The organism is Spiroplasma endosymbiont of Atherix ibis (assembly GCF_964020005.1).
Classification (GTDB): domain Bacteria; phylum Bacillota_I; class Bacilli_A; order Mycoplasmatales; family Mycoplasmataceae; genus Spiroplasma_A.
In genome coordinates, this window is record NZ_OZ026474.1 from 599,473 (window position 1) to 626,349 (window position 26,877).

Annotated in this window: 34 protein-coding genes; 6 read left to right on the forward strand and 28 right to left on the reverse strand. The window is 21.6% G+C overall.

Features of this window, described 5'->3' with window-relative positions; translation table 4 throughout:
* Window positions 1–113: 113 nt before the first annotated feature.
* The 5 genes from AACK92_RS03285 (at window position 114) to AACK92_RS03300 (ending at window position 2,207) form a co-directional block, all read left to right on the forward strand.
* On the forward strand, window positions 114–374 hold the full coding sequence (locus AACK92_RS03285) for a hypothetical protein (protein WP_339020196.1): 261 nt from the start codon (window positions 114–116) through the stop codon (window positions 372–374).
* Complete coding sequence (locus tag AACK92_RS03290) at window positions 343–852, forward strand: exodeoxyribonuclease VII large subunit (protein WP_422397887.1); 510 nt, start codon at window positions 343–345, stop codon at window positions 850–852. Before AACK92_RS03285 ends, AACK92_RS03290 begins: the two co-directional genes overlap by 32 nt.
* A 28-nt stretch (window positions 853–880) precedes the next feature.
* Window positions 881–1,060 carry an exodeoxyribonuclease VII small subunit gene (gene xseB, locus AACK92_RS03295; RefSeq protein ID WP_339021758.1) on the forward strand — a complete coding sequence of 60 codons (180 nt, stop codon included), beginning with the start codon at window positions 881–883 and terminating at the stop codon, window positions 1,058–1,060.
* 344 nt (window positions 1,061–1,404) lie between these two features.
* Window positions 1,405–1,554 carry a 1-deoxy-D-xylulose-5-phosphate synthase N-terminal domain-containing protein gene (locus AACK92_RS05825; RefSeq protein WP_422397888.1) on the forward strand — a complete coding sequence of 50 codons (150 nt, stop codon included), beginning with the start codon at window positions 1,405–1,407 and terminating at the stop codon, window positions 1,552–1,554.
* A gap of 116 nt (window positions 1,555–1,670) precedes the next feature.
* Window positions 1,671–2,207: a hypothetical protein gene (locus tag AACK92_RS03300; protein ID WP_339020198.1), complete on the forward strand. Its 537-nt coding sequence runs from the start codon at window positions 1,671–1,673 to the stop codon at window positions 2,205–2,207.
* 584 nt (window positions 2,208–2,791) lie between these two features.
* Here AACK92_RS03300 and AACK92_RS03305 read toward each other — a convergent pair.
* The 23 genes from AACK92_RS03305 to holA form a co-directional block, all read right to left on the reverse strand.
* A complete protein-coding gene (locus tag AACK92_RS03305) occupies window positions 2,792–3,019 on the reverse strand; it encodes a hypothetical protein (protein WP_339020199.1) in 228 nt (75 codons plus the stop codon).
* 237 nt (window positions 3,020–3,256) lie between these two features.
* Complete coding sequence (locus AACK92_RS03310; protein WP_339020200.1) at window positions 3,257–3,712, reverse strand: hypothetical protein; 456 nt, start codon at window positions 3,710–3,712, stop codon at window positions 3,257–3,259.
* A 152-nt stretch (window positions 3,713–3,864) separates the two neighbouring features.
* Window positions 3,865–4,758, reverse strand: coding sequence for an IS3 family transposase (locus AACK92_RS03315; protein WP_339020201.1), 894 nt, complete (start codon window positions 4,756–4,758; stop codon window positions 3,865–3,867).
* 234 nt (window positions 4,759–4,992) lie between these two features.
* Window positions 4,993–5,424, reverse strand: coding sequence for a hypothetical protein (locus tag AACK92_RS03320; protein WP_339020202.1), 432 nt, complete (start codon window positions 5,422–5,424; stop codon window positions 4,993–4,995).
* Window positions 5,425–5,455: 31 nt separating this feature from the next.
* Window positions 5,456–5,989 (reverse strand): hypothetical protein, encoded by a 534-nt coding sequence (locus AACK92_RS03325; protein WP_339020203.1) that lies wholly within the window; start codon window positions 5,987–5,989, stop codon window positions 5,456–5,458.
* Entirely contained in the window at window positions 5,982–7,547 is a 1,566-nt protein-coding gene (locus AACK92_RS03330) for a hypothetical protein (RefSeq protein ID WP_339020204.1), read from the reverse strand. The genes AACK92_RS03325 and AACK92_RS03330 overlap by 8 nt, the downstream gene beginning before the upstream one ends.
* Window positions 7,547–9,175 (reverse strand): hypothetical protein, encoded by a 1,629-nt coding sequence (locus tag AACK92_RS03335; RefSeq protein WP_339020205.1) that lies wholly within the window; start codon window positions 9,173–9,175, stop codon window positions 7,547–7,549. Before AACK92_RS03335 ends, AACK92_RS03330 begins: the two co-directional genes overlap by 1 nt.
* Before the next feature lie 2 nt (window positions 9,176–9,177).
* A complete protein-coding gene (locus AACK92_RS03340; RefSeq protein WP_339020206.1) occupies window positions 9,178–10,032 on the reverse strand; it encodes a hypothetical protein in 855 nt (284 codons plus the stop codon).
* A 2-nt stretch (window positions 10,033–10,034) separates the two neighbouring features.
* Window positions 10,035–10,343 carry a hypothetical protein gene (locus AACK92_RS03345; protein WP_339020207.1) on the reverse strand — a complete coding sequence of 103 codons (309 nt, stop codon included), beginning with the start codon at window positions 10,341–10,343 and terminating at the stop codon, window positions 10,035–10,037.
* A 49-nt stretch (window positions 10,344–10,392) separates the two neighbouring features.
* The gene (locus tag AACK92_RS03350) at window positions 10,393–10,716 is read right to left on the reverse strand and encodes a hypothetical protein (protein WP_339020208.1); all 324 of its coding nucleotides are present in this window, start codon (window positions 10,714–10,716) and stop codon (window positions 10,393–10,395) included.
* On the reverse strand, window positions 10,694–11,194 hold the full coding sequence (locus AACK92_RS03355) for a hypothetical protein (RefSeq protein WP_339020209.1): 501 nt from the start codon (window positions 11,192–11,194) through the stop codon (window positions 10,694–10,696). Before AACK92_RS03355 ends, AACK92_RS03350 begins: the two co-directional genes overlap by 23 nt.
* A 270-nt stretch (window positions 11,195–11,464) precedes the next feature.
* Window positions 11,465–12,265 (reverse strand): hypothetical protein, encoded by an 801-nt coding sequence (locus tag AACK92_RS03360; protein WP_339020210.1) that lies wholly within the window; start codon window positions 12,263–12,265, stop codon window positions 11,465–11,467.
* 18 nt (window positions 12,266–12,283) lie between these two features.
* A complete protein-coding gene (locus tag AACK92_RS03365) occupies window positions 12,284–12,493 on the reverse strand; it encodes a hypothetical protein (protein ID WP_339020211.1) in 210 nt (69 codons plus the stop codon).
* 209 nt (window positions 12,494–12,702) lie between these two features.
* Window positions 12,703–13,539 (reverse strand): hypothetical protein, encoded by an 837-nt coding sequence (locus AACK92_RS03370; protein WP_339020212.1) that lies wholly within the window; start codon window positions 13,537–13,539, stop codon window positions 12,703–12,705.
* A gap of 45 nt (window positions 13,540–13,584) precedes the next feature.
* Window positions 13,585–13,695, reverse strand: a complete 111-nt coding sequence (locus AACK92_RS03375; protein WP_339020213.1) for a lipoprotein — start codon at window positions 13,693–13,695, stop codon at window positions 13,585–13,587.
* Between the two features lie 310 nt (window positions 13,696–14,005).
* Window positions 14,006–14,317: a hypothetical protein gene (locus AACK92_RS03380; protein ID WP_339020214.1), complete on the reverse strand. Its 312-nt coding sequence runs from the start codon at window positions 14,315–14,317 to the stop codon at window positions 14,006–14,008.
* A complete protein-coding gene (locus AACK92_RS03385) occupies window positions 14,317–15,072 on the reverse strand; it encodes a polysaccharide deacetylase family protein (RefSeq protein ID WP_339020215.1) in 756 nt (251 codons plus the stop codon). The genes AACK92_RS03380 and AACK92_RS03385 overlap by 1 nt, the downstream gene beginning before the upstream one ends.
* Window positions 15,073–15,708: 636 nt before the next feature.
* Window positions 15,709–16,287 (reverse strand): dephospho-CoA kinase, encoded by a 579-nt coding sequence (coaE, locus tag AACK92_RS03390; RefSeq protein ID WP_339020216.1) that lies wholly within the window; start codon window positions 16,285–16,287, stop codon window positions 15,709–15,711.
* A 287-nt stretch (window positions 16,288–16,574) separates the two neighbouring features.
* Window positions 16,575–17,618 carry a hypothetical protein gene (locus AACK92_RS03395; protein WP_339020217.1) on the reverse strand — a complete coding sequence of 348 codons (1,044 nt, stop codon included), beginning with the start codon at window positions 17,616–17,618 and terminating at the stop codon, window positions 16,575–16,577.
* Window positions 17,619–17,632: 14 nt separating this feature from the next.
* Complete coding sequence (locus tag AACK92_RS03400) at window positions 17,633–17,911, reverse strand: hypothetical protein (RefSeq protein ID WP_339020218.1); 279 nt, start codon at window positions 17,909–17,911, stop codon at window positions 17,633–17,635.
* A gap of 126 nt (window positions 17,912–18,037) precedes the next feature.
* Window positions 18,038–18,535: a methylated-DNA--[protein]-cysteine S-methyltransferase gene (locus AACK92_RS03405; RefSeq protein ID WP_339020219.1), complete on the reverse strand. Its 498-nt coding sequence runs from the start codon at window positions 18,533–18,535 to the stop codon at window positions 18,038–18,040.
* Window positions 18,536–18,606: 71 nt separating this feature from the next.
* Window positions 18,607–20,082 (reverse strand): hypothetical protein, encoded by a 1,476-nt coding sequence (locus AACK92_RS03410; protein WP_339020220.1) that lies wholly within the window; start codon window positions 20,080–20,082, stop codon window positions 18,607–18,609.
* A gap of 19 nt (window positions 20,083–20,101) precedes the next feature.
* The gene (gene holA, locus AACK92_RS03415; RefSeq protein WP_339020221.1) at window positions 20,102–21,055 is read right to left on the reverse strand and encodes a DNA polymerase III subunit delta; all 954 of its coding nucleotides are present in this window, start codon (window positions 21,053–21,055) and stop codon (window positions 20,102–20,104) included.
* A 130-nt stretch (window positions 21,056–21,185) separates the two neighbouring features.
* Here holA and rpsT point away from each other — a divergent pair, with 130 nt between their 5' ends.
* On the forward strand, window positions 21,186–21,428 hold the full coding sequence (gene rpsT / locus AACK92_RS03420) for a 30S ribosomal protein S20 (protein WP_339020222.1): 243 nt from the start codon (window positions 21,186–21,188) through the stop codon (window positions 21,426–21,428).
* Window positions 21,429–21,474: 46 nt separating this feature from the next.
* Here rpsT and AACK92_RS03425 read toward each other — a convergent pair whose 3' ends face one another.
* The 5 genes from AACK92_RS03425 to AACK92_RS03445 all read right to left on the reverse strand — a co-directional run bounded on the left by AACK92_RS03425 (window position 21,475) and on the right by AACK92_RS03445 (window position 26,710).
* Window positions 21,475–21,816 (reverse strand): hypothetical protein, encoded by a 342-nt coding sequence (locus AACK92_RS03425; protein ID WP_339020223.1) that lies wholly within the window; start codon window positions 21,814–21,816, stop codon window positions 21,475–21,477.
* Between the two features lie 113 nt (window positions 21,817–21,929).
* Entirely contained in the window at window positions 21,930–23,444 is a 1,515-nt protein-coding gene (locus AACK92_RS03430; protein ID WP_339020224.1) for a ComEC/Rec2 family competence protein, read from the reverse strand.
* An 82-nt stretch (window positions 23,445–23,526) separates the two neighbouring features.
* Window positions 23,527–23,742, reverse strand: coding sequence for a hypothetical protein (locus tag AACK92_RS03435; protein ID WP_339020225.1), 216 nt, complete (start codon window positions 23,740–23,742; stop codon window positions 23,527–23,529).
* A 43-nt stretch (window positions 23,743–23,785) separates the two neighbouring features.
* Window positions 23,786–24,010, reverse strand: a complete 225-nt coding sequence (locus AACK92_RS03440) for a hypothetical protein (RefSeq protein WP_339020226.1) — start codon at window positions 24,008–24,010, stop codon at window positions 23,786–23,788.
* A gap of 48 nt (window positions 24,011–24,058) precedes the next feature.
* Window positions 24,059–26,710 carry a valine--tRNA ligase gene (locus AACK92_RS03445; RefSeq protein WP_339020228.1) on the reverse strand — a complete coding sequence of 884 codons (2,652 nt, stop codon included), beginning with the start codon at window positions 26,708–26,710 and terminating at the stop codon, window positions 24,059–24,061.
* Between the last annotated feature and the right edge of the window lie 167 nt (window positions 26,711–26,877).

Sequence of the window (26,877 nt, forward strand, 5' to 3'; positions counted from 1 at the left end):
TGAAAAAATTTTAAATGAAAATAATATTTTTAAAATAAGAGAATGAACATGATATTAAAGACGTTGAAAATAATCAAAGACATAATAAGCAATTTAAAAAAATTGCAGAAAATATGGCTAAATTAAATATTGTTAAGACTAACTCTAGACTTGGTTTTGCTTTTAAAACACCTTCATCAGAACTAATAGACTTTATTGAAAAAAAACTTGATTTTAATAAAGATGTTTTTAAAAAAATGATTCACAAAGATGCATTAGAATATAGACCCAAAGGTTATAATAGAAGTAGTAGATATATTTGCAATAGTTTTAATACAATTATAAATAATTCAAGAGACAGATATAACACTTACAGATTATGTTGCTGATTTTAGAGCATCAACACCAACTGCAGCGGGAGAAAAAGCAACTCCAGATACTGAAAATGTTTTACAAGCTTTAAATAATAAAATTGAAAAGTTACATATAGAAATTAATAACTTATCTTATACATTGAGAAATTTTATTCAAAATAAATTTGTATACTTAAATAATAATTTTAAAAATATTTCAAATTTATTTACTTCATTAATTAGTAATAAAATAATTATTATGAATAATAATTTTAAAAATAGTATTCAAAACTGAAAAATAAATTTAAATAATAAATTAAATAAAAATTTAGAGAATTTAAAAAACTATGAAGAGAAAATTAATTTGCAAAATCCATATTTACCTTTGTCTAATGGCTACTCAATTTTGAAACAGAATAATCAAATAATTAGATCTAAAAAAAATATAATAAAAAATAAATCAATTACAGCTATCTTAAATGATGGAGAAGTTAAATTTAAATTAGAAGAGGAAAATTAAAAATATTAATAGAAAAAACTTTAATGACTTATTAAATGAAGTAAAAAATATATCTGATAAATTAAATGATTCAAATACTTCAATGGAAGAATCAATTGAATTATTTAAAAAAGGAACAGAATTAATTAAAGAGGCAAAAGAAAAATTAACAAATCTTGAAGGAGAATTAAAAAAATTTTTAGATAATAATGAAACTACAAATTTTTAATATAATAAAAATGTAAAGTTAATAATAATTAAAAAGCACCTTCAACAATAGATTTTTTAATAATTTAATCTATTACTTGTAGACTTTTGAATGTATAGAAAAAAAGAAATGATATATATCATGTTCATTTACTGTATTGTTTTTAGGAATATGAATATTTTTTCTAAGTTTTCTAATAAAAGAACAAAAAAACTCAGAAAAACTGAATACAAGAAAAATAGTAATAAACCTAAATTAATTGGGTTTTTTATTCTCAATATTGTAAAATATAAATGGTAAAATAAATGAAATTATCACAAATAACTAATTTTAAATAACTATATAATATAAAAGATAATGAAAATTTAACAGAATTAGCACAAGATATTAGAAAATTTTTAAATGACTTTGTAAATAAGAATAACGGTCATATAGGAAGTAATCTTGGAGTAACTGAAAGACCATTAAAAATAATGTGTATGGATTGTAATAATATCTTTGAAAAAATAAAATAGTGCATATTGCAATATACACTATTTGAAAAATATATGTATATTTATTTATTTTAAATACTCTATAATGTTAAAATTATTTTATCATTATTAAAATATATATAATTTTAGGAGGTTCTATGTCAGGATTTGCACCAAAGTTTTGCCCTACTCATTTTCAAATACATGTTTGTGAATTACAAAATGTATTTGAAAAAAACAAAACAATTGAAGATGATCTTAGTGCTAAAGTTAGAAGACTTCATGGAACTCAAACAGAAGAAGAACTTGCAAAAGAACAATCAAAAAGAAAAAATAAAAAAAGTACTTTAGGAGATATTTTATCCAAAGCTAAGAAAAAAATTAAAGCAGAAAAAAAAGCTTTAGCTAAAAATGATGTGGAAAATAAAACTCCACCAAGTGAAGAAGAAATAGGAGATAGAATGGCTGCTTTAAGAGCAAAAATGAATCAATCCCCCTCTTCTTCCCCTACTTCTAATAATTCACAAATAAGCAATGTTGAAGAAACAGGACTTGAAAACATTATTAAAAACGCAAAAAATCATCAAAAAGATAATCCACAAGAAAATTTTAAAGCCCCTCAGAGAGCAAAAACTGGTGAAAAGCAAGATAATACTACTTTAAAAGATAATAGACCTTCTAAAGTCTCAAAATAATTAAAATTAAATAATACTAAAGTTAAAAATATTGTTTTAGAAAAAAAGGAAGTTAATTCAACAAAAAAAGAAGCTTCTGTAAAAATCTTTTCTCAAGAAGAAGCAGAAGAATTAATTCAAATTGCTGTAAAAGAAGCTTTAAAACAAGTTGGTATTCTTGAAAAACTAGAATCTAATAATAAGACAAAAAAATAACTACAAATAGTAGAAATATAACTAATCTTAAAAAAGACAGTTCAAATAGTAAAATTAAATCAAAATAGTAATATTAAAAATATTCAAAAATAAAAGAGAAAATAGAATTTTCTCTTTTATTTTATATTTAACTCCCCTATTTTAAAAAATTATTCTTTAATTAATTTAAATTTACAATTTTTATCAAAAATTAATAATAAAACAAATGATATGATATCAAATATAATAAATGAAAGATTAATTCCTGTTATTTCTCCTTATTATGTTTTTCTTCATAAAGCAAAAGTTAATATATAAATTAAGATAAATCAAATAATATTTAATATTGCAAAAGTTATATACAAAGATTGAGATTTGTATTATTTTTTTTTAATTCATATAAAAATTATTTAAAAAAATACATAATTACCATATAAAGTTATATAGCTACTAAATTTAAATTTAACTTTAATAATTCCAAATAAATTTAAAGTTATAAAATCCATATTTTCTAAAGGAGTTTCACTTGCTCCCCCATTATTATTATTTATACTACGAATTAATCAAAAATATGAATTACCTATTCTATTATTTATATAGGCATATTTATTTTTTTGAGATTCATTAATATATTTCAATGAGAAGTATATATTCTCATCTATTAATGTTTTATTATATATTTTTAACTCATTTAATAATTTTAATTTCTTAATATAGTAACCCTAACTAAAATTTTTTAATAAATTATTAATTTCAAAATTATTTAAATTATTAATCCCCCATGGATGTAAACCTTTATTATCTCTTATTCAAAGATTTTCATTATTTTTATCAAATGTCATATCAAAATAATATTTAAAATTATTTTCTCTTTTTTATTCTACTGGCAGATAAAGCTTTTTGTAGACTTCAAATAAATTAAATGAAAAGTCTACAAGAGTTTTATAATTCTCATCAGTTATTCCGTTCATTGAATAAGAAATCGCGAACTTAAAATCAGTCATTTGATGATTATATGTTAACTCACCTGTACCTATTTTAATACTAGGTCCAACAAAATCAGCATATCCCATAGCTATTGCAAATTTATAACTATTAGTTTTTTGATATTCAGTTATTTCCCTATTACTTAAAAAAGTATCTAAAAAATGGTTTTGAATAACTTTATAATTATTTCTAATTTGGCTTCACTTTAAAAAATTAAATTGATCATTTATTAAAAAACTTTTTAGTTCTTCTTTATCTGATAAGAGCAACTTTTTAAATTTTCAATCTTGCTTTAAAGTTAAAATATCTTCATCATTTAGACAGAGTTTTAAATTGGTAATCATTAAATTAAAACCAAAACCATTCGTTAAATTTATAATAGCACATAAATTTCAAAGTAACGTAAAAAATTACAAAACCAGGTTTTGTTTTTATTTGCAATGGTTTTGAATTTTTTTTCAATAATTTAATAATTTTTTTGTTTTTTTAAAGTTTTTTAATAAATACTACAGCTATTTTCTAGATTCTTATATTGTATATACCATTCATTTCATTCTTCAACATCTTTTCAATATTCTTCAACAGACTCATAATCATTATTGTGTATAGTACCTTTTTTCAAATGTGAATGAAAAATTTCAATTATTACATTATCTGCACATGTATATGCGTTTCCTTTTGATATAATTAAATTGGTACTTTTACATTTTTCTATGAAGAGTTTTGAAAAGTATTGAAGTCCGTTATCCGAATGAATTATTATTTCATTCGGATTTTTTGTTTTTTTCAATGCATCTTCCAAATTAGAAATTACTAAATTTGTATCTTCTTTCATACTTAATTTATAATCAATAATATTTAAAGTATAAGCATCTATAATTGTAGATTGGTAAAATTTGTTACCCTTATAAACGTGTACACTGATATCTGTATATCAACATTGATTTTCTGCAGTCCATTTATTAAATTGACGATTAACATGGTCAATTGATTTAAATCTTGGATTATTTTTAATGCTTGCTCTTCTTTTCATTCTACGTTCTGCTCTTATTGCATATTTAGATTTTAATTTAGCTATTTTCATAATTCTTTTAACTTTAGTTTCTGATGCTTTTATATTTATTAATATTCATAAATATTTAGCTATTCTTCGATAACCAAATTGGCATCTTGATCATAAAAATACTTGTTTAACTTTTTCAATAAATTTAATATCTTTTTTAAACTGTTTTGATTTTATAAATTCAAAATTTCTGTACTTTAATCAAGTTGATCTTTTTACTTCAAGTGCTTCAAGTAATAAATTAATCTTATATTTTTTTCTTCATTTATTAATGATTTCAATTTTTTTTCTTATTTTTTCTTTACAGAAGCAAGAGACTTTTTTCATAAATTCACACTTATTTTTTCAAAATTCAAGTAAATCTTCTTCACTTCCTGGTGGTCTTCCAACTTTAGTATTTAATTTTCCAAATTTATAACTTCTTATTCAAGATTTAATAGTATTTCTATTAATTCCAAATTTTAAAGCTATTGTACTAACTTTTTAATTTTCTTTTAAACATATACCATAGACATTGCAATAACTTTATATCAAAAAAGACCCACTAAAGTGGGTTATCTTTTAAAATTTTTTAGCTAATTTTAAGTTTTTATCACGTTCTTGTGCATGATAAAGCTCAACTTGTAGATTAACTAATTCTTTTTTGATATCTTTAGCATTACGTGTTGTGTTAATAATTTCTGGATTAATAATACCATTTGCTTCAGCAATTTTTGATGTATCAATAGAATTAACTTCTGATTGATATCTTCTTCTTAAACCTGCATCACGTATATTTGCAAAATAACCTAATATAGCTATTGTTAAAAATATTGCAATTAATAAGCCGATTCCTGTTGCTCCAACGATTACAAATAATGGGATTGACTTAATTTTAGATTCAAAAAAGAATGCAATTCCAGTAAATAAAAGTAACGCTACAACAAAACCTATTAAAATTATTGTTAAATTTCTAACAATTCTTTTTGGATTTTTTATTAAATATTTAAACATTTTTTAATTTTTCCTTTCTGGGTCAAAAATACTATTCAGTATTTTGCCCTATAACTTCTGCTAATAATTTTTCTCTTTCTAATTTTTTATAAGACTTATATTTCATTTCTGTATTTATTAAATAATAAAATAATATTAATAAAATAATTGGCAATATTTTTAAAATACTGTCAATTGCAATTCTTACTTTTTTCATTGGAAAAAATGTAGGTACTTTGTGAATTAATCAACTTGAACTACCAGGAACTATTGTAAGCATAATTGCTCCTGCTCAATTAGATTGTCAAGATACATTTTCCATTCCTAATTTCATAAATGTAAGTAAATTAGGTAATTCTATAAATTGTGGTAAAGCACTTCATAATGAAGTTAATATAAAAAATACTAATGCATCTATAGAGTAAATCATTTTTCCTTGATTATATCTAATTTTTTCACTTTCTTTTAAAAATGATAAATCATATCTTTCTCTATCTTTATAATAATCTTTTGCTCCTTTATTTCATAATTTCGCAAGTGGTAATCCAAAATATCATCTAAATTCTGGTTTTTCTATTTTATTCATTGCCATTATCCTCTCAATATTTATCTTTTGGATCTAATCCTAATTTTTTCATTCGATAATCTTCTTTAGCTTTTAAAGTTTCAACAACTGGTTTAATTTGCTTTAAATTTTGTTCAATAGGCTGAATATCTTTTTTCTTAACAAATTCATTTAATTCTCTTTTTTTTCTTTGAATTTCTTTAGATTCTTGTTGCATTTTTTCTCAATGAGGTACTGTAAAATTTATTTTTTGCAATTGACTTTCTTTTTTATCTCAATATTTAATTTTTATAACATCAGGAAGATATTTATTTGTTCGTTCTCCATTCGCAATGTTTGTTTCTTGTCAACTCATCTCATTTACTAAAAATTGTCCTTTGATATGTTGATAAAAAATTCATACCGTTTCTATAGTCATAGGACGAACGCTTGAAAAGAATAAATTTTTGCTTGTCAAAAGAGAAGAGGATGGAATATTCATACTATTAAATTTTAAATAGTATTCATTACTATCTTTTATAAAAAAAACTCCAACAATTTGTTCAGGATTTAATTTTCCTAAAACTTCATATATTTTATCTTCTTGAACATCAATTTCTTTTATAACTAATTGATCAATAATATTTAATTTTTTTTCATCAATTTTATTAATACTTAATTTAATTTTTTCTATTAAACTCTCTTCAAGTTTTTTAATAGTATTTTCTATTCCTCAAGCTCAAATTCTTCCCATGGCATTAATTTTGTCTGTTTCACTAGTATTTTGATAAACAGTAGCATTTATCATTTCTCCAATTGTCTCATTTAAATTTATAACTGCTCTTTTTTTACCCTCTGTTGTATCTACAATAGTGTTATTAGGTCTAAAAGATTGAATTAATACTTCGTCAAAATAACCTAATTTTTCAATCTCTCCTGTTACATTACCATCTTCATCAGTTTGTTGTTGTAATAAAATCTGATTTTCAATATTTTGTTTGTTATTAATTTGTTTTTGTAATTTTTCAACTTCAATAGTTGTGTAATTATGTTCATTTTGAATTGAATTATCTAATTCTGCTAAAAAATTATTTATTTCTTTTTTATTGTAAAATTGCTCTGGATCTAATAAGAAAGGAATATCATTTTCATTACAATACATTAAATATAACTTTTCAATGTTTGCTAAGGTTCAACTTCTTCATGCTGAACTACCAACTAATGATTCCATTGAACTATAGGTTGGTGCTTGTAAACTATCACTTCTACCATTATTATAACTAGTTTGTGACGTACGTGTATTTTGATAAACAATTAAATCATTCATTCTTAAATAATCTATAGCTTTATAAGTAAATTTTTTTAATTCTTCTTGTGTATTAACATGTAAGTCTGAAGTAGAAAATAATCGCTCTAAAATGTTTCCGACTCTGTTATTTGCAAGTTCTTGTGCAGCAAATGCATTTTTTTCAAAAAAATCCTTTGCATCTTTATAACCAAGTTTTTTTTGATAATTTGTTAGTGTATCAAATTTATTAGCTATTGAAGGTCAATTCTTTAAATAATCATCATATGATGTACAATCTCATAATTTAAACATTAAGCAATCACCCTCACTTTTCTAACTTTTTTCATAACGTTTTTTCTAACAGTATTATTAAATAATGCCTTTTGACTTGTCTGATGGTTTATTATTAAATCTGCTAAATTTGATGAAAATATATTTAAACCAGTTATTTTTTTAAAAGGAAATTGTGCCATTCTTTTTAAATTTGAACTATATAAATTTCTTAATTTTGTTTTTGAATAATTTTTTAAATTTGAAACAAAATTTGTTTCAACTAAATTTCTAATAACCTCAATTTTCTTTAAAGTTCTGTTAAAGTTTTTGTAAATTTTACTCAATGTTGGAGATAGTAACATAAGCACTTTCATATCTGCTTGTTTATATTCTCTACCAAGTTCTCAATTTTCTTTATAAAATAAATTTTGATCTTTTGCTAAAGCAAATTTTTCAATTGTAGTTATATCTGTAAAAACTATTACTTTTGAATAGTTACTAATTCTTCCTGGTGTTTTTTTTCAAACATAGGGTTTCTTATAAATTTCACAATATCCTTGTCCTGATATGCCACTAGGTGTAAATCTAAAACCTAATAGAAATGATTCAGCTTGACATGGTATCAAATTATACTTTTTAAGTAAATTTGAGCTTGCTTTATTTAATTTTGCAATATAAACATTTACTTTACTTGTAATTTTACTAATACTTTTCTTAATAGAATCTAAAATCTCATTTATAGTTTTTTGAATAATCTTAAATGGATTTCATTTATCAACTATTTTTTTAGCACTTTTTTTAAACTGTTTAAATTGTTCAATTAAAGTTCTTTGAAATTTAGATCTAAGTCTTAACATGCTAAATTCAATTAATGTTGAAGAACCTAAATTTGTCTTAGATAAGGTTTCTATTATTACACTAGCTTTTAAATCATCTGCTTTAAAAAATTCATTTATAGAGTAACCAGATTTTTGTTTAAAATAGTTATTATATTTAGATATATTTATATTTTTAACACTTTTAACTAATTCAGGACTTATTTTATATAAAGTCCTTTGAATTTCTATAAATTTTTTAATTTCTTCTGAAGTAAAAGATTTTATAGATTTTTTCATTTCAGATGTAGAAACTATTGCAATTGAATGTAATATTTCTACGTCAGTTACTGTTTTTCCAAAAGTTAAAACTGTTTTATCATCTAAAATTATTTTTTTAAATGCTAATGCTGTTTTAATCTCATAAAAATTTTTAACCTGACTTTGAATTTTAAATGATTTTAAAAGGTTGTTTTCATTTAAAACCTTAAGCAACTTATCGTATTTAAAAGCTCTTCCTAATTGACCAAAACCTGTAATTGAAAAAAGTAAATTCATTAATGTATTTTTAGTAGATAAATTACCATTAATAGAATCAAAAGTTTCAGTAATTGCAAAATTAATAGAAGTTTGAATTAATGAACTTGTTAAAGCTATACCAACTGAAGTAAAACCCAAACCTTCAACTATTGCAGTACCAATTCCAGCTGTTAATGATCCTGCAAGAACGGCTAAAACTTGAATTCCAAATACTTTTAATAATTCTAATCAAAAACTAGAATTATTAGGTTCTCTGTAAGTTATTTTCTTTTTATAAGTAACAACTTGATTAGGTTGAATTTTTCTTGGCATTATTAATTTTCAATATTGGGATTTGTAGGTTGAGTGGGGGTATCAGCATTTTTAAATCCTAAAATTTTATCTGCTTGAATAATTTCACCATTGTATCATTTGTTAATTACAGTAAATATTTGTCCATAGTATGGTCCTTGTGTATATTCTCCTGATTGTAGTGGAGTTTCAACATATGATGCTCAAACATATGCACTAGGTAATAATGCTACAATGTCATATCCATAATCATCAACATCACATTCAACACAATTATATTTATTTAATATTGTATTAATAATTATTGATGTATTTTCTAAACTTTGAGTTAATTGATTTAATTTTGAATTAGCTATTAAAGTAGCTATTTTTGGTGAAATCAATAATAAACCATCACTAATTAATCATTTATCTTTTTTAGCTTGTTTTTCAATCTTTTTAAATACTTCAATAAAATTATCTTTAGTAACTTCTTGAAAAGGAATAGTTTCTTTTACTCCATTATAAATTGTTTTTAAAGCATGATCGTCATACGCTTTTGCTTCTTGTCTTTCAATAACCATCATTTTATTTGCAGCTCAATTAGGACCTGGAATATTTACTGCAGCTATTTTTGTATAAGATGTAAAGTTTTCACTTAATTTCATTTCAACTATTTTTTCATGAGAGTTATTTTCAACAAATCCAGTTTCTTGACTTCAATCATTTTGTGTTACAGCTTCAGTCATAACTGGAATTTTAACAATAGAGTTCATTTGAGCCCCTTCTTGTCTTAATTCATTTGGAAATAAAACTGCTAGTTTTGATAATCCTAAAAAGTTATCAAATCTTCAATTTTCACTTCAATATGTTTTTAATTGATCAGTTGTATATGCCATAATTAATTACCTACTTTCTTCATTAGAGCTGGATTAAACCCTGGATTTGAAACAACACTATCTTCATATTCTTTCGGTTTTGATTCAATATTTGGAAGTGGTTCTGAAATATTTAAGGATTTTAGAACTTGTTCAGTAGCTTGTTTTACTATTTCTTCAGAATTTATTTTTTCTGGTTCTGGAACTATAGATGCTTTTTGCTCAAGTTCTGCTTTTGTATCAGGAAATTCTATTTCTTCAAATTCAAAAGATCCATCTTCATTTTTAATTTCATTACCATTTTCATCAATTTTAATAATTTTTCTTTTCATGTAATTTTCTTCTTTCTAAAACTTATGTACTTATACATAGCAACTTTTTTTAATTTGTCAATACCCCCAGACGATTATGTTCAATTACTTTTTCAATTATAGGAAGAGAACTTTTTGCACCTGGAAATCAACGAGCAAAAAAATACCCCTTTAATAAAACAACATCATTTTCTTTGTATTTTTGTAGTTGTTTAATCATAGAAAGGTTTCTTTCATATACAAAAATTATGCAGTTACTTCATTTTATTCTTAATTCTAGTATTTCTTCTTCTATTCCATCATGTAATTCAGTTTTAAAATCAATATATGATATTCTTCCAGTAACTTCAATAATTGCTTTAAGTTCATGCTTACTTATTTTTTTTAATGCCATAGTTAGTTTCCTCTCATTTATAATTTTGTGTTTTCAAATTTAATTTTTGTTCTTTAAAATGTGCTTGTAAGATACAATAAGCATCTATTCAATGATTATTTTTTCCACCATATTTTTTAATCATCTCTTTTTTAGCTTCAATATTTTTATCTTTTGGATAGTGACCACAAAATTTTTGCTTAAAATGATATCTTAAAAGACCAATTAATTCACGTGTTGCTTTAACTTCTCTAAATTTCTCTTCACCATTATGTAATAACTCGACAGCAACGTGTTTTATTTCAAAATCTTCAACTGAGGTATTTTTTTTAGTATTTTGAATTCAAGCAATTATTTTTTCAAAAGCTTCAATTGGATAATCAGCTTCAATTTGTATCTTCCAAGATTTCGGATAAATTGAATTATAGCTTTTCATAATAATTCCAGTTTTACCAATTCCTGAAGGATCTATTCCAATTGATAAAAACTTCTCTTTCATTAAAAAACACCTCTTATTTATTAAAACCTATGATTTTTAAAAAGGAGAGTGTTTTAAATGAATAGTTTTAATATTTAACTTTGTTCTTATTGTCTATTATGTAAGTTTTTGTTAATAAAAATAGTGCTCTATTTTAATAGGGCTAAAAAATTAACTTAATGCAAAAAATGACTTTTATCTAAAAGCCTGATTTATTAAAAATAGTTTTACAAATTTAGGATCCTACTCTAAAATTTTGTATTTATAACATAAATAAAAGTCGTGTTAAATTTAATCAGTTTCAGGTGGATCTCAAATATTAATATTAATTATTTCATTTATTTTTTTCATTTTTTGATTTTTATTAGTTTCTTTTTCATTATAATTAACTGTTTGAGAATTTAGTGCATTTTCAAAATCTAGTTTTTCTTTTCTGTTTTTTGCTTCTATCTTACTTTTTAGTATTTTTTCTTCTTGTTGCATTTTACTACTTTTAAAGTCTAAAATTATTGCTTCAAATAAGTCAACAAAATTTTCATATTTTTGATTTACTTTTTCACAAATTGGTTCTTTAGTATCCATAGAAATTCATCTCATTTTTTTAGTTCAATCAAGTCTAATTCCACAACTAATTCATTCTGATAAATCTATTTTTGCATGATAAAAATTAATTGATTTTTGTTCATAAATTAAACTCCCAATTTCTTTAGTTACTCATTCACTTTTTTTATTTTCACATTCAATTGTTCTTCCACCTTTAGGAAAAGAACACTCTAAATAACGATTATTTTGATAATCAGGTATTCAAACTAAAATTGAGTTTTCTTTATAATTTTCTTGCTCAATTCATTCCTTTTTAATCATTATATTACTAATTGTTTTTAAAGGATTAAATTGATTTATTACCTTAACATTAGAAAGATTTAATTGTAATCTTAAGTCTTTTATTAAGTTACTTGCGTTTTCTTCACTCAACATTTGTGCAGCTCTTAAATCTGGTTTAGATTCTAAAACAATGTTTTTTTCATCTAATTGCTCATATAAACGTTTAATATAACTAAATTGTTTTTCTGTAGTTCTATTATTTAACATTATTTTAGTCCTTTCTAATTAATAATCTATAGGAAATTTATATCATATACCTTTTATACTTCTACCTGTATATATTGAATTATGAATCGAATTTCTACAGATTTTATATCTTTTTTCTCCAATAGAAATACCTCATACTCTTTTAATAGCTTCTTGTACTGAATCATAAACTCCAATTAAATCTCCATTTTTATCATAGTTAGCGTAATAAAATTCTGGTTTTTTCATGTTTTATTTTTTAACTATTATTTTTGTAATTTACAAAGTTTGTTAAAAAGTATTAAAGTCATTGTTTCTCAGCTGTGTCGTATTAATTGTGATATAAATTTGCCAGGCATAATTTCTCCTTTAAATTTGCATTTATATCTAGTTACTAGAAAATGGTTCAAAAATTTTAGTAATTAGATATAAATGCAAAAAATAGACCAACAAATGATCTATTTTGGTTTTAATTTAATGATTACTTTTTTAAACTCAGTGTAATTTTTATACAAATTATTTATAACTAAATATTTTTGATTTTGTTGTGCAAAATTATCAGTTTTATAAATACTTTTTCTATCATAACTAATTTCCATTAAAGGAAACTGTTGTTTAAAATATTTGTCATTAATAATTTTTAACATAGACTCATGAAATTTATTATTTTCATTATAATATTTTTTTAATTGAGTATTCGAACTTAAATAAGCATCAAAATCCTTACTATTTTGTTTAATATCACTTCACTTCAAATTAACATACTTTTGTGTTTCTTGTGAAGTAAACATATCCTTTGCAATATTTTTATACATTGCATCTCTAACTTTTTTAAATGATTCACTCTCAGTTGAAGTATACTTCAATGTTCCTGATTGTTTAAATTTTTCAACATCAACAAGTCCCTTATATTGAGCTACAATTTTATAGTCAATTATAACATTTCCTATGTAACTTCCCTCAACCACTTCTCCTGAATTAATTTCAAAATTATCATTAAAAACCAATTCGACATGTTCAAAAACCGAATCCACCTCATCTAAAATAACTTTATATTTATTAATTTTTTTAAGTTCATTCATTTTTTCTTTTAATAATTTTACTTTAAACAATTTTTCAACATCATTTGTCAATTGCTTTTTATTTTCAATAGTTAATTTACTTTTATTCTCTGATTTTGAGAATTTCTGAATATTGTATTTATTTAAAAATTCATTATTTTCTTCCATACTCTCAACACCAATCAAATTACCAGCTACTTCTTTTTCATAATGCTCTGTTCATATTTTTGTCACATCCTGTTAAAAATCTCGAACAACCTGAGTAATATCTTTTTTTGGTTATTCTGGTTTAAAATTTTTATCCTCTTTTTTTGTACCACATGCTATTACTGTTGTAGTTGATGATGCAACAACCCCTACTGTTGCCAATACACTTAATATTTTTTTCATTCTTCCTCCTTTTTTAAGAGCTTTAAAAAAGCAAATAAACAATTCAAATTGATATCGATGATTATATATAAAAAAAAAAAAAAAAGCAAGAATTATTTTTGACAAGGGGTTTTTGAAGGCTCCCCCTATAGATTCCAATACTTTAATTAATTTTTAAATCATTTTTTTAAATTTAATTCTTTATCAATTAGTACTATATATTTTAATTTTTTTTATATAATTTAAACCAACAATAATTATTAATACAAAAAAGTGCTTTCTCAAGCACTTTTCTCTTTTATTTTATATTTAACTCCCCTATTTTAAAAAATTATTTTTTAATTAATTTAAATTTACAATTTTTATCAAAAATTAATAATAAAACAAATGATATGATATCAAATATAATAAATGAAAGATTAATTCCTGTTACTGCTCCTCATGATGTTCCTCTTCATAAAGCAAAATTTAATATATAAATTAAAATAAATCAAATAATGTTTAATACTGCAAAAGATATATACAAAAATTTTACTTTTTTACTTGTTGAAATTTTAATAAAATTAATACTTGCAAAATATATAATAAATATTGATATAAGATTTATTGTAATAAATTGAATTATTTCTATAGCTGATCACATTAGAATATTAATCCTCCATATTTTTTGTATCCTCAATTTTGTTCATTGTTAAAATTTGTAGTTGTATAATTATTTTCTTTTAAAAATTCAAGTAAATTAGGTAATCATTGAGTTGCATAATCTCTTGTATGACAAACAAAAATTTGTCCTTTACTTAAATGAGATTTGTATTGTTTTAAAATTTTTTCTTTTCCACAAATTTTTTCATTATAATCACATCCTAAATATCCTCTTACAAAATATTTAATCTCTAATTTTTCTTGTAAATATCCCATACCTCTATAATATTGAAGATAAGGCATTCTTACTGGAATATCAGAAATGTTCTTTTTTATACCATTTTCAGCATAAATTTTAACTAAAAGTTCACTTGTTTTGTAAAACTCTTTTTCATAAGCTTCTTTTGTTTTAAAATGATAATTATTATGATTATATGAATGATTTCCAAGTGTATGATCATCTTTTATCATTCTATCAATAACTGCTTTTGTTTTTCCTTGATCAGTAAAATATTTTTGATAATTAATTCCTGTACCAAAAAATGTAGCTTTGGCATCATATTTATCTAATATATTCATAATTTGAACATCAGCAGAAGTAGAAGGACCATCATCAAAAGTTAACATAACAACTTTTTGATTTGTATTAATTCTATTTACTTCGTAATTATGTTTTGGTGTAGCAAAATTAAAAATTATACAAAAAACTACAATAAAAACAATTGATATATTAATTAAATTCACTTTCTTTTTCATATTTTTTCTTTTATTCATATAATCATAATAATAAAAAAAATAAAAAAAGCAAGAAATTTGATAGAGATTTAAATAAATCAATTCTACTATTTTTAACTTAGTTATTTAAATTTTATAAAGAATTTTTTAAAAAAAGGTTCCTTCAATAATTTTTTTATCAAAATAAATATTCATTTTTACTATCCCAAACAAATCAAATTGTAAATAATTAAGCTCTTCAAAAAAAATTAAAATAACTGTAATGTTCTATGCAAATAAAAATGGTGTAACAAAAGCTTATAAAAAAAATTAAATTTCATTGGGAACAATTGGAACTTGGGATTCTATATATAGAGCAGATAATAATCTATTAATTAATATAAAATCTAAACAAAATAAATCTGAGTTAGAACATTTAAATGAAAAATTTGAATCGTTTAAAAAAATTTTAGTCTCATTAGAAATTGCATGTTTAAAGAGGAAAAAATAAATTTTATTAAATCAAAAGATTATAAAATAACAATTAACGAACTACTCGAATTACTAAATTTAAAAAAATCAATTTCATAATTTAATTATATTAATTGATTTCTTTTTCATTTTACTCTTTAATCATACTTCTAATTTTATTAAAGAATTCTTTATTTCATTTTTATTTTAAGTATCTATTTCTATTAATTTAATTAAATTATCAATGTTTTTATAAAAAGTTTTTTTATCTAAATTATTTTCTAAAATATAATCGAATTTATAGTTTTTTAATTTTTCTTCTTGAAATTTTGTAATTGAATCTATTTCCTCATATTTTCTATTATCTCTTTTTTCTACTCTTTTAATTCTTTGAATGTAATTTTTTATAAGCAAAATTGTTTTATCAAATTTAATATCTATGCCGCTTATAACAGCAGCTTCAATGAAAACTAATTCTGCTTTTTTTTCATTTTCAATTTGTTTTTTAATTTCTTTGGTTATTAAGGGTCATGCTATTTTTGTAAATTCTTCATTTAATTTATGATTATTAAATAATTCTTTTCTTAAAATTAATCTATCTATTTCTTCATTAATGAAAGCATTAGATATTTTTTGTTTAATAAATACTAGTATTTCTTTTTCATAAAGAATTTTTTTTGCAATTTCATCTGCTTCAATTATTTTAATTTTAGGATTTTTATTTAAATATTGTAACATTGTTGATTTACCACTACCAATAAAACCACTTACTCCTATAATTTTCATTTCAACACCTTCTTTTATAAAAAAATATTTAAATATTTTTTTATGCTATTTTTAATTATAAATTATTTTATTAATATAATTACAATTGTTACTTTAATTTTATTAGGTATATTTTTTATAAAATTAATTAAAATTTAATATTTATTAAAGTTAGTTTTATCTTTAAAACTGTTTTAAAATTCGAATGTCTATATTTATTATAATTTATTCTTTATTTTTAATTAATAAATAATTTTAAAAATATTTTAATTTATTTAATAAAAAAACCTTTAAAAGGTTTTAAAAAATTAATATTTAATAAATTGTTCAAAATCAGATTTTAAATCACGATAAGTTAAACAATCATTGATTAATTTAACTTGATTTTGAATTAATTCAAAAGTTGAAAATTTAAACCTTTGCTCTCCAGATAAATATATTCCATCCTCTTCTAATTTATGATCAGGTTTTAAACAAAACGGAAGAACCTCTTTATTTATCATACTTTCATTAAGGTATTTAAACAATGGCCTATACTCTCCTCTACCTGGACCTAAATTAACTAAACCTAGCGCAACTTTTGGATCTACTATAAATAAACTTAAAATATTAATTTTAGTTCTATCATCTATAAAATTAGCTATTGTTTTATTTGTTAATAAGAAAGTTTCTTTATCTAATTCAGATATTTTGAAAAATTTTAAAAATGTATTATTTACTACATTATGAAAATAAACATCTAGAAATTTATAATTTTGTGTTTTTAAAATATCATTTGGAATAATAATAGTTTTTTGATATTCTTGTAAATTAAAGTTTATTGAAGATGTTTCTACATATTCATAAAGACTTTCAAATGTTCTTTTGCTAAAAATATAATCATACATTTCAAACAATAAATAACTTACAATATTTAAAATTATCATTCTATAATATTGTTCAATTTCAAAATTTAAAACATCAATTATTCTATACTTTTTATTTAAATCTCCAAATGAGTATTTATATTCACCATTAATTAATGTTATTAAAAAATAAAAATATTTTAAAAATAATACTTCTTTACCTGTCATTTCTACAAATTCATCATTTTTTTTAATTCTTTTATCAACTATAGCTTTTGCTACTTTTGATATTTGATTAAATTGTTTTAAAATTTTTTCAGTATCAAAATTTTGATAATGACTAAATAAAAGTTCTATAAAAGGAACATTTTCAACTTCAATTTCTTCTACTTGATCACTTGCAAAATCAATGTATTTAAAGCAAAAACTTCCATCATTATTTTGAGTTTTTCAATTATTTAAAAATTCACTTGGTAGTATTAAATTTTTTTTAATTTTTCTTTTCATATATTCACCTTTCTCTAATCATTTTCTAATAATCACATTTGTTTTTCTGGAGAAATTGGTGTAGCAGTAATTATTAATTTATTTACTCTATCAATTACAAAATAAATATCTTTTTTTGGGGTACTAATATAAATATTTCTTGATGTTTCAAAACTATAAGTTGATTTTCCTATTAACTTTAAAATTTTTTCTTTTAATTTGAATTCTTCTTCATTTTCTAGATTAAGACGTTGTCTTATTCTTTGAATTGAGTGAGTTGAAAAATTATATTCATGTTTATAATAGTAACTCACTCAAATCACCTCACTATTTAATTATAATCATTTTTTTCTCTATTATAAAGTAAAAATACAATTATAACTTAATAAAGAGTAAAAAAACTAATAAATAAACAATATTTTAAAGTGTAATTTAAAAGTCTAATATTTATTTTTTAATAAAAATTTTTTAATTTCTATTCCACTTCTATATTTAATTTCATTATTTCTTGAAATTATTCTATGACAAGGAATTATTAATAATATTGGGTTTTTAGCCATACAAGTTGCTATAAAACGTGTGTGATCTGGTTTATTAATATGTTTTGCAAAATCTGAATAAGTCATATATTCACCATATTTTAATTTAATTAACTCTTTTAATACTTCCATTTGTTTTTCAGTTAAATTAGGAAGAAATAAATCTTCAAAATTTAACTCTATCTTTTCTTTATTTTCAAATTTTCTTAAAATTTCTATATATTTATCAAATTGATCATTTTTTAAAACATTTCTAACTTTATAACCTTTATAAAATTGATAAATATTATCTTTTTCAAAACCTAAATAACTTAATTTTTCATCAATTATTCCGATTTTTAATATTTTATTTTCAAAAATATTAATTTTAAAAACTTTAATAATTTTTTGTTCTCTCATTCAATACACCCAAATTAATTATAATAATAAAACACAATAATTATTGTGTTTTATTATATTTAAATTATTTATTAATTTTCATTATCTTTATTCTTATTATCTTTTTTATTTTTTCTATCTTCAAGTGATTTTAAGAAAGCATCAATTTCTTCTTGAGGTTCATATAAACTTGGATCTATTTCATAACTTCTACCTTGCATAAGTTCTGAAATCATAATTTGATATTCATTGTTTGCTTTTGCAATTTTATCTCTATCAAGTCTTGGATTTAATAAAATAATAATAATTATAGTAATTGCTGACAATAAAATAGATATAAATAATAATCATATTAATACTTTTGCCATTGTCATATCAAAGTAATTATTTATTTCATTTAATAAATTTTCCACTCCAATTTTATTTTCTTCTAATCATTTATTATAATTTTCTAAAGTCATTGGGCCTTTTCCAGTAACAGCTATAGCTTGTCCTAAAAAATTATAAGAAACATTTGTTCCAAAAATATAAGTAATTGCCTTACTGAAAGTAGATATCATCATAATTAAAAACATTCCAGGAATAATTAAATTAATAGCAGGTATAATAAATTTTTGTCTATAAGTTTTGGGCGGTTGAACTATTGAAAAAATTATTCAACCCATCATTAATCCTAAAATAATCATCATTATTATTCAATATGTATTTGTTTGTATTCCAACTGAATTTGATAAATATCAACTAACTTTAGTTATTTTTTTATCATTAAATACTTTACTTCAATCAGTTTTAAATTGATCACTAAAACCATTTAAGCCATTTAAGCCATTTAAATTTTCATCAATTGTATATGGCTTTAATACTTGAAATAAAATAGATATTAAAATAAAAAATATAGCTGATATTCCTAAAACTATACCTAAAGCTAATTTTAATCATTTAGTATATTTAGGTTTTGTATTATAAGGATAAAATCTTATATCTTGTAGTGGACTTGGAGGAATTGAATTCATTCCTGCACCCATACCCATAAACGGATTGCCTTGTGTAGTTGATGCTCCTGCTCCAAAACCACTTTGTTGTTGACTATTTGTATTTGGCTCTTCTTTTGATTTGTCTACTACTTCAGGTTCTGGTTTTTTTTCTGATACTTTTAAAAACTTTTCTTTAATTTCATCAGTAATTTTTGAGTTTTCTTTAACAAATTGTTCATTTAATTCAAAATTTTGATCAGTTAATGAATCTCTTGATATTTGTAAGTTATTATACAAATATGTTTGAAGATAAGCAATATCACTTAAAATATCATCATTTTTTTTATCTTCTGGTTTTATAAATTTTAATTTTTCTTTTGTAATATTTACTAAAGCTTTTCCAAAAACTGCACTTCATTTTTGATCTTTAAAAGTACATTTTTCATTAATTTCTAAAACTAACAGATCATTAATTAATTCAATTGCCTGGTTTTTTAATTCAGAATCATTTAATAATTCCACTCTTAATTGCTCATTTTTAATTAAATTTGCTAATAAAAATATCGAATCTTGATATATCTTTTTAGCTTCCATTTTTTAACCTCTATTCTTACTAAAAATCAAACATTTTTAATAGTTCAATCTCTGGAATTATTTTACTATCATAAATTCCATTTTTTATGTTTTTTTCAAGAACATATAATATTTTAATTTTATCATTTATTTTATCAATATTGAGTTTATTTTGCTCTAATAGTTTTGAAATTCTGTAAAAATTTATTGATAAAATTGAAGCAATTTTTGAATTATTCATGTTTTTTTCTTTATAAATTAATATATTTCTTAAAGTAATTAAATTATTTGCCAATAAAATTAAAAATGAGAATATATCATTGTTTATTTCTAAATAACTTAATCATTGTTTTAAAAACATTTTTACATCATTTGAAAGAAAACAATTTGCAATTTGAAATGTATCAAAATTATGATATTTCATAGTTATTTCTTCTACTAATTGACAAGTAAGTTTTTTATTTAAAGAAATAATTTTTGCTAATTCATTTGTAAAAACTTGCATATCATTTGGTAATTTTTCAATAAACAATTCTAAAGCATCATTTTCATACTCTATTTTAGCATTTTCAAGTTTTTTGACTAATATATCTTTTTTTTGCTCTGAATTTGGTTCTTCTAATTTTAAAAGTTTACATTTTTCTTCAACTAATTTAGTAATTTTTAGTCGTTTTGAAAATTTATTTGAATTTAAAGTCATAATTATTTGAACTTCTTTATTTGCTGAGTTTAAAATTTGTTCAACAAATTTTATGTCATAATTTTTATGCATTTTAATTTTACTTTCACTAACAAATCAACAATCATTTATAATTATTATTTTTTTTGTTGAAAATATTGAATAAGTATTTATTTCTTCTAATATAGATGAAATTGAATCATCAATTAATGAATAATCAAAAATTTCATATTCTTTATTAGTATTAATTTTTTGAATTAATTTTTCTACTTGTTTTTTTATTAAAAAATTATCATTTGAGTATACAAAGAACATATTTATCACCTTTATAATATAATTTAACATTAAAAATAAAGAAAAAAAATAATTTATTTTGAATTACTTATTTTTTTACTATATAATCTATATGTATATAAAATATCTTGTTTAAAGGGGTGAATTGAAAATGGCAAATATTAAGTCACAAGAAAAACATATTTTAACTAATGAAAAATCACGTCTAGCAAATAAAGCTTTTAGAAGTTCAGTTAAAACTGCAGTTAAAAAAGCTTTATTTGCAAAAGCAGAAGAATCAAAAGAAAAAGATGATTTAATTAATGAAGCTGTAAGTTTATTAGACAAATCAGTAACTAAAGGAATTTTTAAAGCAAATAAAGCTGCAAGAGAAAAATCAAGATTAATGAAATAATTAATTAAACAAATAATAAGAAAAACTCTTAGTAATAAGAGTTTTTTTATATTTTAATTGTTTGCTTATTTTTAATAATATACTTATAACTTGTTTTACCATTTGTTACATAAGTTTTACAGTTATATTTATTTAGTGTTTCAATTGTTTCTTTATTTGGAAAATCCAAAGTCATAGATTTGTGACCAGATATATAACAAGTTTGAGGTTTAATAATTTCTATAAATTTTTCAGAAGTACTTGTTTTGCTTCCATGATGTCCTACTTGTAAAAAATCTATACCCTCTTTTATTTTATTTAAGAATAATTTATTTTTAATTAATCGATATTCTCTTTTCTTTGTTGTATCTCCTGTAAATAAAATTTTATGTTTTTGAATTTCAACCAAAGAAATTTGAGAATTATCATTTTCATCATTGTTGATTAATTCTATAAAATTTGTAATTTTTAAGTCTTTAAAACTATAATTAGTTTTTAAATTATAATTAAAAAATATATTATTTAATTTATAAGTTTTTTTATACTTTCAAGCTGATCATAGTGATCTTTATGATTATGGCTTATAAAAACTGCATTAATTTTTCTTACACCTTTATAAACTAAAAATTGTTCTAAGCTATTTTTACTAAACCCTGTTCCTTTTCCAGCATCAAATAAAATAGTTCTTTTCTTATATTGAAATAAAAAACTATTTCCATTGCCAACATTTAACATTGTAATAATAGGACTTATTTGTGAAAATTGATTTAATTCAAGTATCAAAAATGTATTTAAACTAAATAAAAACAAAAAGAATATTTTTAAGACTCTTTTATTAAATTTAAAGTAAATAATTACAGTAAGTAAAATAAAATAAGTTATTAAAAATAAAAAACTAAAGCTTCCACAAATTGTTATTACATTAATATATGTTAAAGATTTGGAATAAAAGTAAAGTAGATCATAAATTAAATTAAGAATAGGTTTTGCAAATGGAATCATAAAAAAGCAAGAACTAATAAAACTAAAAGTTATCATGGGAATTAAAAGAATTTTAAAAATTGAACTAAATCAAAATATTTTGTAATAATAAAATATTTGAACAGGTGCAAAAACAGCATTTATGATTAAAAAATTGTATAAAATATTTGTCATTGGTTTTTTATCTTTATATTTTTTTAAAAATAAAAAAGCTATAATAGTAAAAATAAAGCCTATATTAAAAATAAATAAAGGATTTATAAATAAACATGTAATTCAAAGTATTGATAACTTTGTAACTTTTGAAAACTTAAACTTTCAATTTAGCTCAATTCAATTAACAATAAGTAAAATAGCTGATTTTAGTATAAATAATTTAAAATTCAAAAGATAACTATAGTAAAAAAATAAGATAATAAGAATTATTTTATATTTTCTATATATTTGAGATCTATCAAGTAATTTTTTATTTAAAAAATTAGAAATAATATAAATATTTAAACCACTCAAATTAATTAAATAACCAAGAGAATAAGAATTTAAATTATTAAAAATAGAATAATCGCTTTTTTGTTGAAAAAGTAATAATTTAGATAAATCATTAGAGGAGTTTATTATTTTAAATAGAAAATATTGAACTGAATAAAAATTTAACTTGGTAATTGAACTATTAATTATTTTATATTTAACATTTCTATTTAATAAATAAGCATTAAAGTCAAATTCTCAAAAATTCCCATAAACATTGATTTTCTCAAAGTTGCCTTTTAAAGTTATATACTCCCCTATCGATATATTCACCTCCCCTACTTTTAAATAATAGAGAGTATTCAATTGTTTTATTAAAATATAATTTTCTTTTACTTCAATTACTTTATAAAAACTAAAGTTTAATAGTTTATTAATATCAAATTTATAAAATAATAGAAATAAAGTTAAAAACAAAATATTAACTAATAAAAAGGGATAAGATTTTTTAATATTAAAACTAAATACTGCCAAAATTATTACATAAAAAACAATACATATATAAATATTGTCTATATTTTTTGTCATAGCAATACATATAACTGTTAAAAATGTTAAAAAAAATCAATTTATTTTAGTAGATCAATTTAGGCAATGCTTTTTTATAAAATTAAGCATTAAAACTTCCTTTATAAATTTCTTGCAGTTTAATCATACACTGTTCATAAGAATTTTTAGTATTTAAAAATATATCTACACTTTTCTCTGCTACATTTTCACTTATACCTCTAGATGTAAAAAAATCTTTTTGAACTTCAAATCTACTAATTCTTAAAACATCCACATTAGGTTTTGGATAAAACAAAATAGTATTATTTTTTTTCAAGTTTTTATTATTTTCAATATCAAATAAATTAACTTGTTTTCTCTTAAAAAATCATTTGATTTACTTGTATTTTTTTATTTTTTACTTTTACAGGTAAAATATCTTGATCTAGTAAAGTTATATCAAATTTCATTTTAAAGTAAACATAATTATCATAAGCTACTTTATAATTTGAATTATTTTCAAAATTTGTATTTACTATAAAAAATAAACTAGCACCAATTAATAAAGAAAACATTAATATTGAAATATAGCGAATTTTTTTCATATAACACCCCAATTAAATTTATCGACAAAAAAATAAAAGTTACAACTTTTATTTTTTTAAATCTTTAAGTTTTTCCAATAATAGAGTATATTGTTTTTTATAATCTTCATATTTTCTTTTTTCTTCTTCAACTTTTTCTAAAACAGCTCTTTTAATGAAATTATCATTGGAAAGCATTTTTTCACTTCTTTCAATTTCTTTTAAAAGTTCATTTACTTTTTCTTGAGTTTCTTCTAAGACTTTTTCTTTATCAAAAAAGTCTTTATTTGGAATATCTAAAAAATAATCATTTACTGGAAGTGAAGTAAAATCTTTATCATTAATTTCATTTATTTTTAAACTACAATTAACTATTTTTTCAATAAACAATTTAATATAATTAATTTCATTGTCCAATACATTTTTAAATGATGATTTTGCAATATTTAAATGAGCATTTAAATTGATTGAATTTTTAATATTTTGATTTGCTCTAAATTCTCTTAAAGCTGTTATGATATCAAAAATATGTTTAATTGAATCAACTTTAATATTAAATTCTTTTTCTAATCATCTTTCTTTTAAAATAGATGATTCTAAATCAAAAGATTGATAAATTTCTTCTGTAACAAATGGCACAAAAGGATGTAACATAATTAAAATATTTTTTAATACAAATCCTAAAGTTAATTTACTAAATTCTTTTTGTTCTTTATTTAATAAATCATTCTCTCCTATTTGAACTTTTGCAAGTTCAATATATCAAGAACAATAATCATCTCAAATAAAGTTATATAAAATTTTTCCTGCTATAGTGAACTCATATTTATCAATAGCTTCTTTAACTTGTTTTTGAGTTTCAATTAATTTATTTAAAATTCATAAATCTATTTGATTTTTTGCTACATCAACTTTTTTAAAATTTTCTTCAAATTCCTTATTTGTTGGAATTTTATCAATATTTATCATAACAAATCTTGAAGCATTTCAAATTTTATTAATGAAATTTCATGTACTTGTTAATTTCTCTTCATTGTATCTTAAATCCTGTCCTGGAGATGAATTAGTCAATAAAAAATAACGTAATGAATCAGCACCATACTTTTCAATTACATCCATTGGATCAACACCATTGCCAAGAGATTTTGACATTTTTGTTCCTTGTGCATCACGAACAAGTCCATGAATTAAAACATCTTTAAATGGTTTTGATTTTGTAAATTCTAAACTTTGAAAAACCATTCTAGCTACTCAAAAGAAAATAATATCATAACCTGTAACCATTATTGAAACTGGAAAATATCTTTTCATCATTTCTGATTCTTGCTTAGCTGTTCAATCCATTGTTGCAAATGGTCAAAAAGCACTTGAAAATCAAGTATCTAAAACATCTGAATCTCTTGTTCAATTACTTTCATCACTAGGAGGAATAACTCCTACATAAATTTCTTTTGTTTTATTATGATATCAAGCGGGAATTTGATGTCCTCATCACAATTGACGAGAAATAGTTCAATCATAACTATTTTGCATTCATTTATTTAATGTTTCATTAAATCTATTAGGAAAAAAGTTAATTGCATCTTTTGAACTTTGTAATTTTAATACTTGTTTTGCTAAATGATCCATTTTAACAAATCACTGATCTGAAATAAAAGGTTCAACAATAGTGTTGCTTCTTTCAGAATAACCAACTTGATGAATTATTTCTTCTTTTTTAATAAATTTATCTTCTTTTATTAGTTTTTCAACAAGTTTTTCTCTTGCTTTAAATCTATCTAAATCACTAAACTCTAATGCTTTTTCATTCATTGTTGCATCATCGTTCATAACAACAATTTGTTCTAAGTTATGTTTTAAACCAAGTTCAAAATCATTAATATCATGAGCTGGAGTACATTTCATTACCCCTGTTCCAAAATCAATTTCCACATATTCATCTGCTATAACAGGTATTAAAGCTTGATTTGAAGGGTTTACAACTGTTTTTCCAATATACTTGATATATCTTTGGTCTTTTGGATTAACAACTAAACAAACGTCTCCAAACATAGTTTCTGGACGAGTTGTTGCAACTTGTAAAAACTGTGATTCATCATTACTTAATGTATATTTAAAATGATACATTGCCCCTTTTGTTTCTTTATAAATTACTTCAATATTTGAAATAGCTGTTTTTTGCTTTGGATCTCAATTTATAATTCTTTTGCCTTTATAAATTAGTCCCTTCTCATACATATTGACAAAAACATAATTGACAATTTCATTTAACTGCTCTGAATATGTAAATTTTTCTTTTGAATAGTCTAAACTAAGACCTAATTTTGCTCATTGATTTCTAATAGTTTTAGCATACTCTTCTTTTCACTCTCAAACTTTTTCAATAAATTTTTCTCTTCCTAAATCATGTCTTGAAATGCCTTGTTCTCTTAAACGTTCTTCCACCTTTGCTTGAGTTGCAATACCTGCATGATCCATTCCTGGAATTCAAACAGTATCAAAACCATTTAATTTCTTAAATCTAATTAATATATCTTGTAAAGCACCATCTCAAGCATGTCCTAAATGTAATTTACCTGTAACATTTGGAGGGGGAATTACTATTGAAAATGGTTGCTTATTTTTATTAAATTCAGCTTTAAATAAGTCTTGTTTTAATCAAAGTTCATATTTATCTTTTTCAACTTGCAAATGATTATATTTTTTTTCTAATTCTTTCATATTTTTCTCCTTTTTAAATAAAAAAAATCCTATTTTTTAATAAATAAATTAAAAAATAGGAACGAATTGTTTAACAATACGCGGTACCATCCTAATTGACTTTTTAAATAAAGCCCACTCAATATCTTTAATTTTTTTAGCTTATACAACATTCAACAGTGATAAAT